Here is a 13340-nt window from a genome sequence, read left to right as displayed (position 1 = left end):
CTGCAAGTGCGTAATAGGTTGGCACTATTTCTGCGGGTTCTTCGGATTGGTGAACCACCAGATAGCCAGGGAAACCAGAATTAGAAGTATGAGCCCGACCGTCATTTGCAGAAGAGGGAAATTCGGTTCGTCCTTGGCCACAAAGAAGGCTGCGACAAGGCCGCTTATCCACAATACTGCCTGAGCAATTGCACGAATCATCGAACTCATCCTGAACCGGTTGCCGTCGAAACCGACTATAAAGCGGCCGTTTGCTTTTCACCATTGATTGCAATCAACGGTGAAAAGGGATCCATTCAATCAAACAAATAGAGCCAGCAGATTTTCAGATCGGGATGGCAATCGCGGTATTATTTCTTCCGGAATGCATCCAGCGAAACCACATCGGCCGAAGGCTTGGCTTCCTTGTCGGCCTCATCTGCATTGCTGTCTTTGGAAGCAGCAGCTTCTTTTTCGGCCGAAGTCTTGCGCGACTTCGATTTAGGCTTTTCCGCCTTCTCGACCGGGGCTTCCGTTGAAGCGATCTCAATGGGGGCAACATTGCCGCCTTCGTCATTGTCGCTTTCGGGCTGGCTGATCGCTACGTCGAATTCGAGTTCGAAATTGACCGAAGGGTCATAGAAACCGCGGACTGCCGAAAATGGAACGGTCAACTTTTCCGGAATATCTCCGAAGGAAAGACCAACTTCGAAAAGTTGGTCGGTCACATGCATGTCCCAGAACTGATGCTGTAAAACGATCGTCATCTGCTCGGGATATTTCTCCTTCAGGCGCGAGGAAATTCGCACACCAGGCGCTCCGGTCAGGAACGTGATGAAGAAGTGGTGGTTACCTGGCAAGCCAGCCTTGGCCACTTCCGCAAGAACCTTGCGAATGACGCCGCGGAGGGCTTCCTGAGCGAGAATATCGTAACGGATTAGGTCCTGTACCATGGTTTGCTTATCCCACGGATTCGGAGGTCGATGTCAAGTTCGTTCTCATCAGATACGATGATATATGACCTGAAAATGCAACAGCGCGATGCTTGTGGCCTGAAGATGTGCAATTTTTGAACGCCACTGGAGGCGCCGGGTCTATCGACGTCCGAATGCCCTCAGGAAGGTGCGCACTCCGTTGACGGCGCTCTTCTCGATGATCGCATCATCCAGACACTGGCCGGTCAGTATATGATAATGGGTGTCGGCGTTGATCAGCGCCATGAAATGGCGCGCCGCCAGATCGGGATCATCGACGTGCAGATGGCCATCCATCGCAAGGCGGGCCAGGCGCGCCGCGATCGCAGGTATGGCCTGTGCAGGGCCCTTCGTATTGCAAATGCTGGCGGCAAGCGGCAGGTTGGTCTCATTGGCCTGCAATATCTTGCGCAGAAACGCCCCGGACGAATCGTAGATGCAGTTCCGGCTCATGCGGATGGAGAACGCCACCAGATCATGCTCCAGATTGTCGCCGGTCTGGGGAAATGTGGCCAGAACCGCGAACATGCTCGCACTCATACGCGCCAGTGCATCCTCGACGACGGCAGCGAGCAGCGCTTCCTTGTCGCGGTAATGATTGTAGATGGTCTGGCGTGACACGCCCGCTTCGCTGGCAATGAGATCGATACTCGCCCCCTGAAACCCGTCGCGGTTGAAAACCCGCGCTGCGGAACACAAGATGAAGTCGCGCTTCATGCACTGTCCGGGCTTTATCGCCGCGGAATTCAAGCCCTTTTCGGATACGGCGCGCTTCTCGGGCAGGACGGCCATGTCGATTATGTCAGTAGGTTTCATAATCCCAACATAAGATAGCTTGACGTTTTGGACAATGGTGTCTAATTTGACATTAGTGTCAAATCTGTTTTGACCATCCGTATAGAATGCCTTTCGCTTCAGAGTTTTCAAATGTCAGCCACAACCAAAAATGGGCTGACTTCATCGAGTGAGAACGAAAACTCGAAGCGAATACAAAGATTTATCTGTCCTGTACCGATTTTGCGAGCCCGATGGCGCCATCCTCCCAAGCAAAACCGGAGATCCGAAATCGGTGCGGGAATCTCACGAAACATTGATGAAAGCGCGTCCCCCATGGCTTCCAGTCTTGTGCGCAATGCCATTGTTCTTGGCCTTCTTTCCGCCATTGGCCCATTTGCGATCGATATGTATCTGCCCGCTCTGCCCACCATTGCCGCCGATCTGCATGCGGAAACCGGTGCCGTGCAGATGAGCCTTCTGGCCTTTTTCATTGCGCTCGCGATAGCGCAGCTCTTCTGCGGACCGCTGTCCGACATGATCGGGCGCAAACTGCCGCTCTATGGCGGGCTGGTCCTGTTTGGCATAGGCAGCATCGGTTCGGCTGTCGCCACCGACATAGATGTGCTCGTGCTTTTCCGTTTTGTGCAGGGGCTGGGTGCTGCTGCGGGGATGGTTATTCCACGTGCTGTCGTGCGTGATCTTCATACGGGCATCGAGGCTGCGCGCCTCATGTCGCTTCTGATGCTGGTTTTCTCCATATCGCCGATTCTGGCTCCCTTGACGGGATCCGTCATTATCAGCTTCTTCGGCTGGCGGGGTGTCTTCTGGGCCGTTCTGGTTGCGGCTGCTATCGGTATCGTTCTCGTGGCGACTGCGCAGAAGGAGACGAGAACGGCGGAAGCCCGGCTAGAAAGCAATCTGGGCAGCGCCTTACGCGGCTATGGTCGTCTGTTGAAAGATCGTTACTTTCTCGGGCTGGTTTTTGTGGGGGGCTTCGGGATTGCGTCCTTCTTCGTCTATCTCGCCAATTCGTCTTTCGTGCTTATCGACCATTACGGCCTGACGCCCACGCAATATGCGATCGCCTTTTCAGCCAATGCAGTATCGTTCTTCGGTGTTTCGCAGTTGAACGGCTGGCTGGGATCGCGCTTCGGCCTTCGTCGGGTCATGCGATTCGCGGTCTCCGGATTTGCTGCGGCAATGCTCGCCATGTTCGCCGCCGCCCTGATGGGGCACCAGTCGCTCTGGCTGATCGCCGGTTTCCTGTTCGTGGGATATGGCTTCCTCGGCCTCGTCATCCCGACAACAGCAGTTCTGGCTCTTGAGGATCACGGTGAAATTGCCGGTACGGCTTCGGCGCTCATGGGCACGCTGCATTTCGTGATCGGCGGCGTGGCGATCGGCGTGACCGGTTCGTTCTTCGATGGAACGGCACTGCCAATGGTCGGCGGGATTGCCGGTTGTGCGCTGACCGCCTTCGTGCTGACGCAAGTCGTTCTGTCGCGCAAGGCGAGCGAACTCGATACAGAGGCTGCTGCGGCGTAATCCATGGAAAGGGAAGTGGAGGCTTCTGTTGCCAGGTGCCTCCGAACCCCGCCTTAAGGTGCTAACCCCAAGGGCTTTAGAGTGGGTTTCCCGCACCGCCATTAGGCAGCGAGAGCATAACCCTGAGCTTTGTTGTCATTTGCAACTACTCAATTGACCCGATAACGGTGGTATCATGCCGAGTAAAAGAGCGATCTTTACACCCTTGTCGATCCTGTTTCGCCCCCGCCACAATACAAACCACTAGCCGATCTGTATTCTGGTGGAGGCGCCGGGTACCGCCCCCGGGTCCAATGGGTTTATTACACCGTCCATTTATCACCATAGTCAACTTGCGCTGACACGCCGTATATAGGCGCGGTTGACCGCGATTGGAAGAGGGGACGCAGTTTTTAACGGGTTTTGCTGATATTCCGGGGCCTGCGGTTCCCGTTCATTTTTCATTGACAGTCTGCTTTCGCTGGTCAATCCTACCAATATATCGGGGGCGGCGAGCGAAATTTCGATGAAGCCGGTTTCCGTGAGCTGAAACGGGGTATTGAAACCCCAATCGAAGGAGAGTGGATATATGAGTGAATATCTCGCGGATGTCCGTCGTTACGATGCCGCTGCCGATGAAGCTGTCGTCGACAAGATCGTCAAGCATCTGGGTATTGCGCTGCGCAATCGCGATTCCTCCCTCGTTTCGGCAACGGACCCGGAAGAACTGAAGCGCGTCCGCACGAATTGGGTCGCCAAGAAGCTTGGCGTCGACGACGAAGCCAAGGGTGATGAGGTCGTTGCCCATGTTGCTGAAGTCATGAAGGGCGACCGCAACAAGCATCGCGTCACCTTCTATTATCTGGTTGCCAAGCAGCTCGGAAAACTCGGCAGCCTTTGATCCACAGCGATCTGGTGAAATCGAAGCCCCGGTGCCCGACGCCGGGGTTTTTCTTTATACTGGGCTCAACCGAATCGGATTCTGGATATCCCCCATGCGCACCTATCTCGATCTTCTTCAACATGTGCTCGATAACGGTGTTGACCGTGGCGACCGCACAGGCACGGGTACGCGGTCGGTTTTCGGATATCAGATGCGCTTCAATCTGGAAGAGGGCTTTCCCGTGCTCACCACCAAGAAGCTGCATCTCCGGTCGATCATCCATGAACTTCTCTGGTTTCTGAAAGGCGACACGAACATCGCCTATCTGAAGGAAAACGGCGTTTCGATCTGGGATGAATGGGCAGACGAAAACGGCGATCTGGGGCCGGTTTACGGTTATCAGTGGCGCTCATGGCCCGCGCCGGACGGCCGTCACATCGATCAGATCGCGAATCTTCTGAAGATGCTGCATGGGAATCCCAATTCGCGCCGCCTCATCGTATCGGCCTGGAATCCGGCGCTTGTCGATGAAATGGCGCTGCCGCCATGCCATTGTCTTTTCCAGTTTTATGTCGCCGACGGCAAGCTATCGTGCCAACTCTATCAGCGCTCGGCTGATATTTTCCTGGGCGTGCCGTTTAATATTGCGTCCTACGCATTGCTGACGATGATGATCGCGCAGGTCACGGGATTGAAGCCGGGAGAGTTCGTCCACACGCTGGGTGACGCACATATTTACGCCAATCATTTCGATCAGGCGCGCGAGCAACTCACGCGTACTCCAAAGAAATTGCCCCAGATGTGGATCAATCCGGATGTGAAAGACCTTTTTGCCTTCCGTTTCGAGGATTTCCGGCTTGAGGGCTATGAGGCCGATCCGACGATCAAAGCTCCGATTGCGGTCTGAGGTGCATCATGTCCGCAAAGAAGCCCATCGTTTCGATCATTGTCGCTGCCGCTGAAAACGGGGTTATCGGGCGCGATAATGATATGCCGTGGCGGCTTTCGACCGATCTCAAGCGCTTCAAGGCGCTGACGCTCGGAAAGCCTGTCATCATGGGGCGGCGGACCTGGGAATCCATCGGACGGCCCTTGCCGGGACGGCCCAACATCGTGGTGACAAGAGACAAGGGATTTCAGGCTGAGGGCGCGGCCACGGTCGGTTCTCTTGATGAAGCGATTGCGCTTGGGTGCAAACTCGCTGCCAAGGTGGGGGCCGAAGAGGTCTGTGTCATCGGCGGGGGAAAAATCTATGCGCAGGCTCTGCCTCTCGCCGACCGCGTTCACCTGACGCGCGTTCTGGCGGAGATCGACGGCGATACGCGTTTTCCGGAAATCGATCCGAACCTATGGCAAGCGGTTTCGCAGGAAGATGTGCCCGCCGGGGACAAGGACAGCCACCCAACGCGCTATGTCGTGTACGAAAAACGTGCTGTGTAAAGCATAGTTCACGAATTTTGTCGTCTTCGCGTTGAAAGCGGACCTCCCGATGCCTATAAAACGGAAACATTAGTTGATGACGGGAGTGGGCAACTCGCTTTCCCGTCGCCTGGACGAGAGGTGAGGATGCCCTGGAGTAACCAGAATGGTGGCGGCGGCCCGTGGGGTGGCGGCGGCGATAATAACAACAATAATGGTGGCCCGTGGGGACAAGGGCCGAAAGGTCCTCGTGGTGGCGGCCAGAACACGCCACCTGATCTCGAAGATATTTTGCGCAAGGGCCAAGACCGTCTGAAGCAGGTATTCCCCGGCGGTGGGGGCAAGGGCGGCAGCAATCGAAGCGTTCTGTTCCTGATCGGCGCAGCTGTTCTCGGCTTCTGGCTTTTCCAGTCGATCTATACCGTGCAGCCGGATGAACTTGCCGTCGAACTGCGCTTTGGAAAGCCGAAGGAAGAAGTGTCCGAACCGGGCCTGCATTTCCATTGGTGGCCGATCGAAACCTATGAGAAGGCGCAGATCGTCGAAAAGCAGATCAACATTGGCGGCCAGGGCAACCGGAGCGCGACCCAGGGCCTGATGCTGACGGGTGACCAGAACATCGTCAATGTTCAGTTCTCGGTTCTTTACCGTGTCTCCGACCCGCAGGCATATCTGTTCAACGTCGATAATCCCGATGCGATGGTGCAGCAGGTTTCTGAAAGCGCGATCCGCGAAATCGTTGGCCGTCGCCCGGCTCAGGATGTTTTCCGTGACAACCGTGCGGCTATCGCAACGAGCGTCCGCGATATCGTCCAGCAGACGCTCGACGCCTACAAGGCGGGTATTCAGATCAATGCCGTTTCCATCGAAGACGCAGCGCCGCCGCGTGAAGTGGCAGATGCCTTCGATGAGGTGCAGCGCGCCGAACAGGACGAAGATCGTTTCGTGGAAGAATCGAACCAGTATTCGAATCAGAAGCTCGGTCAGGCCCGCGGTGAAGCAGCGCAGCTTCGTGAAGAAGCAGCCGCCTACAAGAACCGCGTCGTTCAGGATGCGGAAGGTGAGGCGCAGCGTTTCAGCTCCGTTTTGGGTGAATACCAGAAGGCGCCTGAAGTCACGCGCAATCGTCTGTTCCTCGAAACCATGGAACAGGTGCTGAAGAGCACCAAGAAAGTTATTGTCGAACCTGGAAAGGATGTCGTGCCTTATCTGCCGCTGAACGAGCTCATGCGCCAGCCACGCCCCGGCGTGAATGCGACGACGACGACCCCGAGCGGAGGTAACCAGTAATGGCCCAGAACAGGCTTCCAATCATTGGCGGTATCGTTGCCGTCATCGCTTTCCTGATCTACTCCGCCACGTTCATCGTATCCGAGCGTCAACAGGCTATCGTGCTTCGCTTCGGCCAGATCGTCGATGTGAAGACGGACCCGGGCATCTATTTCAAGCTGCCTTTCGGCTTCCTGGATGCTGACACCGTGCAGTTGATCGATGACCGTCTGCTGCGCTTCGATCTGGACGATATCCGCGTTCAGGTTTCGGGCGGCAAGTTCTATGACGTCGATGCCTTCCTCGTCTACCGCATCACCGATGCGCGCAAGTTCCGTGAAACCGTTTCAGGCAGCACGCTTCTTGCCGAGCAGCGGCTGCGCACCCGTCTTGATGCTGCACTGCGCAGCGTTTACGGCCAGCGCGGTTTTGAAGCGGCGCTTTCGGAAGAGCGTGGCGACATGATGCGCGAAGTGCGTGACCAGCTTCGTCCCGACGCGACGTCGCTTGGCCTTACCATTGCCGATGTTCGCATTCGCCGTACGGATCTGACCGCCGAGGTCTCGCAGCAGACTTATGACCGCATGAAGGCCGAACGTCTGGCCGAGGCGGAGCGCCTGCGTGCCCGGGGCCGTGAGGCCGCCCAGCGCATCCGCGCTGTGGCCGACCGTCAGGTCGTCGAAACGATAGCTGAAGCGCGCAAGGAATCGGAAATCCTTCGCGGTGAGGGCGATGCCCAGCGCAGTGAGATCTTCGCCCGTTCCGCAGGCAAGGACCCCGGTTTCTTCGCCTTCTACCGGTCGATGTCCGCTTATCGTGAAGCACTTGAGACACCGGATACAACGCTGGTTCTCTCCCCGGACTCGGAGTTCTTCAAGTTCTTCCGGGACGCTGGCGGCAGACTTGCAACGCCTGCCCAGTAACAACCGGGGCAAACGCTCATGAGCGATTTTCTAGCCGCCGTAGGTCTTCTTTTCGTTCTCGAAGGGCTGCTCTACGGCGGCTTTCCTTCTTTGGCGAAGAAGCTGGCCCGTGAGGCTAGCGAGACGCCGGAGAATATGTTGCGCATCGCCGGGATTGCAGCGCTTGCAATTGGCGTCGGCATTGTCTGGCTTGTCAGGGGATAAGCCGTTTTCCTCCCGTTATTTATTGTCTGCGGTCTATGCGAGGCCGTAAACAGGTCGTATTTTGCAGCGATCAAGCCGTAGTACATCTATCGCTAATCAAACGACTGCAAGCAGACAGGAACGGAGCAGGGCTTCATGGTAATTGCACCAAAGGCGGGATTTGCTCGCACCCTTTTCGCAACCGTGGCGCTGGGGGCGATGACGGTTGGTGGCACTCTTTCGATGGGGACGCCTCCGGCAATCGCGGCTCAGGGGCCAGCTTCCGTTGCTGACCTGGCCGAGGGTCTGCTCGATGCGGTCGTGAACATCTCCACATCCCAGACCGTCAAGGGAGACGGGGAAGGTGACGGTGCCGTTCCCATGCCGCAGGTGCCGGAAGGCTCTCCGTTCCAGGAATATTTCAAGGACTTCTTCGGCGACAATGGCGGCGCGCAGGGTGACGAATCGCGCAAGGTCCAGTCGCTGGGTTCGGGCTTCGTCATCGATGCCGAGAAGGGGTTCATCGTCACAAACAATCACGTCATTGCCGATGCTGACGAAATCGAAGTCAATTTCAATGATGGTTCCAAGCTGAAAGCGGAGCTCGTCGGAAAGGACATCAAGACCGATCTGGCGATCCTTAAAGTGGACCCGTCCAAGCACAAACTGAAGGCCGTCCAGTTCGGCAATTCGGAAAAGGCGCGTATCGGCGACTGGGTCCTTGCAATCGGCAATCCGTTCGGTCTTGGCGGAACGGTTACCGCCGGCATTATTTCGGCCCGCAAGCGTGATATCAATTCCGGTCCCTATGATGATTTCATCCAGACCGACGCGGCGATCAACCGGGGCAATTCCGGTGGTCCCCTGTTCGATATGGAAGGAAAGGTGATCGGCATCAACACGGCGATCATTTCGCCGTCGGGAGGTTCCATCGGTATCGGCTTCGCCATTCCGGCAGAAATGGCTGTCGGTGTGATCGACCAGCTCAAGGAATTTGGTGAGGTTCGCCGCGGCTGGCTCGGTGTGCGCATCCAGCCGGTTACGGACGATATCGCCCAGAGCCTCGGGTTGAAGGAAGCCAAGGGCGCGCTGGTCGCCGGATTGATCGAAAACTCCGGCGTCGACAACAAGGCCATTGAAGCAGGCGATGTCGTGATCCGTTATGAAGGCAAGCCGGTTAACACTGCCCGCGATCTGCCTCGATTGGTTGCCGAAACGCCTGTCGGCAAGGAAGTTGAAATTGTCGTGGTCCGTCAGGGTGAGGAAAAGACCGTGAAGGTAAAGCTCGGTCGTCTCCTAGAGGACGACAAGAGCACCGAGGCTGCGACGGAAGACCAGGCTCCGCTTCCTGAAGGTGAAGGCGGAGACGAAGGCAAGCAAATGCCGGATACGCCGAAAAAGGACCAGAAGAGCGACGCTGCTCCAAGCGTACTTGGGATGAAGCTCAGCGAGCTGAGCGACGAGGTCCGCGGTGAGTTTGGTATTGCCGAAGATGTAGAAGGCGTTGCGGTTCTTTATGTCTCTCCCGGGTCCGCTGCCGGCGAAAAGCGTATCGAAACCGGCGATGTCATCGTCGATATTGGCCAGGTGACCGTAAAAACACCCGACGATGTGAAGAAGCGCATCGATGCGCTGCGCCGCGAGGGACGCAAGAATGCACTCCTGATGCTGGCATCCCGCTCGGGCGAACTGCGTTTTGTGACTGTCCGGATCAATTGATCCCTCCATGGTTATCCGCAATGGCAAAGATTTCTGTTTCATAAGCTTCGGCTGTGCTATGGACCGGCGCCATTCGGAGTAAGATGAGTTGGAAACAGTCGATATTGTGGTCATAGGCGCCGGTGCGGCAGGCATGATGTGCGCCATCGAAGCGGCCAGACGCGGGCGTTCCGTGCTGGTCGTGGATCACGCCAAAACAGCCGGTGAGAAAATTCGCATATCGGGCGGTGGACGCTGCAATTTCACTAATCTTCATGCGAGCCCGAAGAATTATCTCTCGCAGAATCCGCACTTTTGTATCTCGGCCCTCAGCCGCTATACACAGCGCGATTTTATTGCACTGGTTGAGCGCTATCGCATCGCCTATCACGAGAAGACGCTGGGACAACTCTTCTGCGATGGTTCGGCATTGCAGATAATCGAAATGCTGCTGGCAGAAATGAAGTGCCATGGTGCGCGACGGAAGCTTGGTTGCAGCGTCAGCTCGGTTGAAAAATCTGTAGAAGGCTTTTCTCTTCAACTGTCGGACGGACCTGTTAGCTGTCGATCACTGGTCGTGGCCTGTGGCGGGAAATCGATTCCGAAGATGGGGGCGACAGGCTTCGGCTACGATGTCGCGACACAATTCGGATTGCGGATTGTAGAAACACGACCTGCGCTGGTTCCGCTGACGTTTGAACCCAACACGCTGGAAAGGCTGAAGCCGCTGGCCGGTGTTGCCGTCGACGCTGTTGTCTCCTGTGGTAAAACCAAATTCGCCGAGGCGATGCTTTTTACGCATCGCGGCATTAGTGGCCCTTCGATTTTGCAGATTTCTTCCTACTGGCGGGAAGGCGACGAAATCCGCATAGCCATGCTGCCCGAAACAGACATTTTCGAAGCACTGCGCGAGCAGCGCAAGCAGAACGGCAAGCAGGCATTGCAGACCGCACTGGCTGTTTATCTTCCAAGAAAGCTGGCGCAGACCTTAGCCGAGGATGTCGGCGCAACGGGTCATCTGGCGGATATGTCCGACAAGATGTTCCGTCGCGTCGAGGCAGCGATAAACGACTGGCGCATCAAGCCTGCGGGCTCGGAAGGTTACCGTACCGCAGAAGTTACGCTTGGAGGGGTCGATACGCGTGAGCTCGATTCCAAGACCATGGAAGCCAAATCCGTCCCCGGCCTCTTTTTCATCGGCGAGGTGGTGGATGTCACCGGCTGGCTCGGCGGCTATAACTTCCAGTGGGCCTGGTCGTCCGGCTGGGTTGCCGGTCAGGCTGCCTGAATGCTTATGCAACGTCAGGTGATCGATCTGATTGTAAAATGCGATAGACCGCATGACGCTTCAAATGCGGAGTTTCATCCGGCACGCGCGGGTGATCAAAATCACGCCCTGGATCACGGATCATGCCGATGCGCTGCATGACAGCTGTAGACCGATCGTTATTGTGAACGGCGAAAGAAACGACTTCCGAGAGGCCAAGGGTGTCGAAAGCATAGTCGATCAGCGCTTTGCCGGCCTCGGTTACGTAACCCTTGCCCCAATAGGGCGTGGCCAGCCGCCAGCCGATTTCAACAGTGCCGTCCGGTAGATGAGGTTCAAGATCGGTGCGGGCGAGACCGGCGAAGCCGATGCATTGACCGCCTGTTTTTTCTTCCAGCGCATAGAAACCGAGACCCGTTTCAGAAATGGTCTTCTGGAGGCGGTTGAACAATTCATCTGATTGCACGCGGTTTCTGCGAAAGGGAAAGAAACGCATCACCTCTTCATCGGAATTGATGACATGGAACAGACCGCGGTCGCGATCTTCCCAGTTTCGGACGACGAGGCGTGGGGTTTCCAGAATGATCATTGAACGAAGTCCGTTTTTCGGTAGCCTTGAATATAGAGCAGGGCAGTCAGGTCGCCATGGTCAACGCGCATCCGGGCTTGCGCTGCCACGGCTGGTTTTGCATGAAGCGCCACGCCTGTTCCCGCAAGCTGGATCATGCCGAGATCGTTCGCGCCGTCCCCCACCGCAATCGCATCATCCGGTGTAAGACCAAGACGATCAGCGATTTCCACGAGCTTCTCCACCTTGGCCTCACGGCCGAGAATGGGTTCCGTGACCAGGCCGGTCAGGTGCATGCCATCATCGATCAACCTGTTTGCGCGCTCTTCGTTGAAGCCGATCATTTCGGCAATGCGATGGGTGAACGATGTAAAGCCGCCGGACACAAGCGCGGTGTAAGCGCCATGCTTGCGCATGGTGCGTACAAGTTCGGGTCCGCCGGGCATCAGTGTGATGCGGGTTGAAATCACCTTGTCGATGACGGAGAGCGGCAGGCCTTTCAACAGGGCCACCCGCTCGCGCAAGGCCGGTTCGAATGCAATCTCACCGTTCATGGCGCGCGCGGTGATCGCTGCCACATGCTCGCGCAGGCCGGCTTCTTCCGCCAGTTCGTCGATGCATTCCTGCTGGATCATGGTGGAATCCATGTCGGCAATCAGAATCTTCTTGCGCCGACGCTCCTGTTCCTGCACCACGACATCGACTGGCGCGCCATCAAGCGCATCACGAAGCAGGGCTTCTGCTTCTTCGCTGCTGATCCCCGATGGTAGCGGAATGTCGCAGGCGATGTTGTCGGCCAGCCAGTAAAGCCCGGTTGCATTCACTGCCGAGGACGCTTTAATCCCAAGCGCTGATGCAAGCGAAGCCTTGGCCGGATTGGCGATCAAGGTGGCGACGAGAGAAAGCTGTTGGGACATGGAGAGCAATTCCGGCGATGAATGAGGATGCGATCACGAATGCAATCCTGATAGCTGGCCCGACAGCCAGCGGCAAGTCGGCACTTGCGGTTCGCATGGCTCGAGACACAGATGGCTTCATCGTGAATACCGACTCCATGCAGGTTTACGACGTACTCGATCTTCTGACTGCCCGGCCGGACAAAGCCGATCTTGCTGCCGCGCCGCATTATCTTTACGGCCATGTCGCGCCATCGATAAGCTATTCAACCGGACGATGGCTGGAGGACGTAGCTCGTCTGTTATCGCACCCCCGGATGAAGGACCGCACTCCGATCTTTGTCGGCGGGACGGGGCTTTATTTCAGGGCATTGCTGGGCGGACTGTCGCAAATGCCGGAGGTGCCGGGTGATGTTCGGGCCTATTGGCGAGGGCGAATGGAGACAGATGGACCGGAGTTGCTTCACCGGATCCTCGGTGAACGCGATCCAGATATGGCTGCAACACTTCAGCCTGCCGACAGTCAGCGCATCGTTCGGGCACTGGAAGTGCTGGAGGGCACCGGAAAGTCTCTTCTCGATTGGCAGCAGACAAAAGGTAGGGCCCTTGTAGATGAAAACAGCGCCCATAAAATTGTATTGGCGCCTGATCGGGCATGGCTTTCAGAGCGCATCGCGCAGCGATTTGCGTTGATGTGGGACAATGGCGCGATCGACGAGGTCAAGGCATTGCTGGCCCTTGATCTGGACCCCGGACTGCCAGCGATGAAAGCCATCGGTGTGCGTGAAATCACTGCGTACCTTGAAGGCACGATGTCCCGAGAAGAAGCTGTTGATCGTTCGGTTATCGCCACGCGGCAATATGCGAAGCGTCAATCGACATGGTTTCGAAATCAGCTCAATGCCAGCTGGTCCGTCCATGCAAATTCTAATGATGCTTTCGCTCAATTAACGACAACGAAATAACTCGCTGGCACTCTC

General features: G+C 56.6%; 15 protein-coding genes and 1 other RNA gene. 10 read left to right on the top strand and 6 right to left on the bottom strand.

Annotated elements, in window-relative coordinates:
• Positions 1 to 24: 24 nt before the first annotated feature.
• The 3 genes from ACOWVS_RS13230 to ACOWVS_RS13220 all read right to left on the bottom strand — a co-directional run bounded on the left by ACOWVS_RS13230 (position 25) and on the right by ACOWVS_RS13220 (position 1769).
• On the bottom strand, positions 25 to 201 hold the full coding sequence (locus ACOWVS_RS13230; RefSeq protein ID WP_006471686.1) for a hypothetical protein: 177 nt from the start codon (positions 199 to 201) through the stop codon (positions 25 to 27).
• Between the two features lie 149 nt (positions 202 to 350).
• Positions 351 to 932, bottom strand: a complete 582-nt coding sequence (locus ACOWVS_RS13225; RefSeq protein WP_021586860.1) for an SspB family protein — start codon at positions 930 to 932, stop codon at positions 351 to 353.
• Between the two features lie 141 nt (positions 933 to 1073).
• Complete coding sequence (locus tag ACOWVS_RS13220; RefSeq protein WP_025090503.1) at positions 1074 to 1769, bottom strand: TetR/AcrR family transcriptional regulator; 696 nt, start codon at positions 1767 to 1769, stop codon at positions 1074 to 1076.
• A 294-nt stretch (positions 1770 to 2063) separates the two neighbouring features.
• Here ACOWVS_RS13220 and ACOWVS_RS13215 point away from each other — a divergent pair, with 294 nt between their 5' ends.
• On the top strand, positions 2064 to 3275 hold the full coding sequence (locus ACOWVS_RS13215) for a multidrug effflux MFS transporter (protein WP_021586858.1): 1212 nt from the start codon (positions 2064 to 2066) through the stop codon (positions 3273 to 3275).
• 14 nt (positions 3276 to 3289) lie between these two features.
• Here ACOWVS_RS13215 and ssrA read toward each other — a convergent pair.
• Positions 3290 to 3656: a transfer-messenger RNA gene (gene ssrA / locus ACOWVS_RS13210) on the bottom strand.
• 187 nt (positions 3657 to 3843) lie between these two features.
• Here ssrA and ACOWVS_RS13205 point away from each other — a divergent pair.
• The 8 genes from ACOWVS_RS13205 (at position 3844) to ACOWVS_RS13170 (ending at position 10917) form a co-directional block, all read left to right on the top strand.
• A complete protein-coding gene (locus tag ACOWVS_RS13205) occupies positions 3844 to 4155 on the top strand; it encodes a DUF2853 family protein (RefSeq protein ID WP_021586857.1) in 312 nt (103 codons plus the stop codon).
• Positions 4156 to 4249: 94 nt separating this feature from the next.
• The gene (locus tag ACOWVS_RS13200) at positions 4250 to 5044 is read left to right on the top strand and encodes a thymidylate synthase (RefSeq protein WP_021586856.1); all 795 of its coding nucleotides are present in this window, start codon (positions 4250 to 4252) and stop codon (positions 5042 to 5044) included.
• Between the two features lie 8 nt (positions 5045 to 5052).
• Positions 5053 to 5577: a dihydrofolate reductase gene (locus tag ACOWVS_RS13195; protein ID WP_021586855.1), complete on the top strand. Its 525-nt coding sequence runs from the start codon at positions 5053 to 5055 to the stop codon at positions 5575 to 5577.
• 126 nt (positions 5578 to 5703) lie between these two features.
• On the top strand, positions 5704 to 6846 hold the full coding sequence (gene hflK, locus ACOWVS_RS13190) for an FtsH protease activity modulator HflK (RefSeq protein WP_025090502.1): 1143 nt from the start codon (positions 5704 to 5706) through the stop codon (positions 6844 to 6846).
• Entirely contained in the window at positions 6846 to 7748 is a 903-nt protein-coding gene (gene hflC / locus ACOWVS_RS13185; RefSeq protein ID WP_006467186.1) for a protease modulator HflC, read from the top strand. The genes hflK and hflC overlap by 1 nt, the downstream gene beginning before the upstream one ends.
• A gap of 18 nt (positions 7749 to 7766) precedes the next feature.
• Entirely contained in the window at positions 7767 to 7952 is a 186-nt protein-coding gene (locus tag ACOWVS_RS13180; RefSeq protein WP_006467185.1) for a DUF2065 domain-containing protein, read from the top strand.
• A gap of 135 nt (positions 7953 to 8087) precedes the next feature.
• Positions 8088 to 9650 carry a Do family serine endopeptidase gene (locus ACOWVS_RS13175; protein WP_021586852.1) on the top strand — a complete coding sequence of 521 codons (1563 nt, stop codon included), beginning with the start codon at positions 8088 to 8090 and terminating at the stop codon, positions 9648 to 9650.
• Between the two features lie 88 nt (positions 9651 to 9738).
• Positions 9739 to 10917 carry an NAD(P)/FAD-dependent oxidoreductase gene (locus tag ACOWVS_RS13170; protein WP_021586851.1) on the top strand — a complete coding sequence of 393 codons (1179 nt, stop codon included), beginning with the start codon at positions 9739 to 9741 and terminating at the stop codon, positions 10915 to 10917.
• Positions 10918 to 10921: 4 nt separating this feature from the next.
• Here the strand turns inward: ACOWVS_RS13170 and ACOWVS_RS13165 are convergent, their stop codons facing one another.
• The gene (locus tag ACOWVS_RS13165) at positions 10922 to 11485 is read right to left on the bottom strand and encodes a GNAT family N-acetyltransferase (protein WP_021586850.1); all 564 of its coding nucleotides are present in this window, start codon (positions 11483 to 11485) and stop codon (positions 10922 to 10924) included.
• Complete coding sequence (gene serB, locus ACOWVS_RS13160) at positions 11482 to 12381, bottom strand: phosphoserine phosphatase SerB (RefSeq protein ID WP_021586849.1); 900 nt, start codon at positions 12379 to 12381, stop codon at positions 11482 to 11484. The genes ACOWVS_RS13165 and serB overlap by 4 nt, the downstream gene beginning before the upstream one ends.
• Positions 12382 to 12398: 17 nt before the next feature.
• Here serB and miaA point away from each other — a divergent pair, with 17 nt between their 5' ends.
• Positions 12399 to 13325: a tRNA (adenosine(37)-N6)-dimethylallyltransferase MiaA gene (gene miaA / locus ACOWVS_RS13155; RefSeq protein WP_025090501.1), complete on the top strand. Its 927-nt coding sequence runs from the start codon at positions 12399 to 12401 to the stop codon at positions 13323 to 13325.
• Positions 13326 to 13340 lie beyond the last annotated feature (15 nt).

This window comes from Brucella sp. IR068, assembly GCF_049065885.1.
Classification (GTDB): domain Bacteria; phylum Pseudomonadota; class Alphaproteobacteria; order Rhizobiales; family Rhizobiaceae; genus Brucella; species Brucella intermedia.
This window is presented reverse-complemented; position numbering and strand designations above follow the sequence as displayed.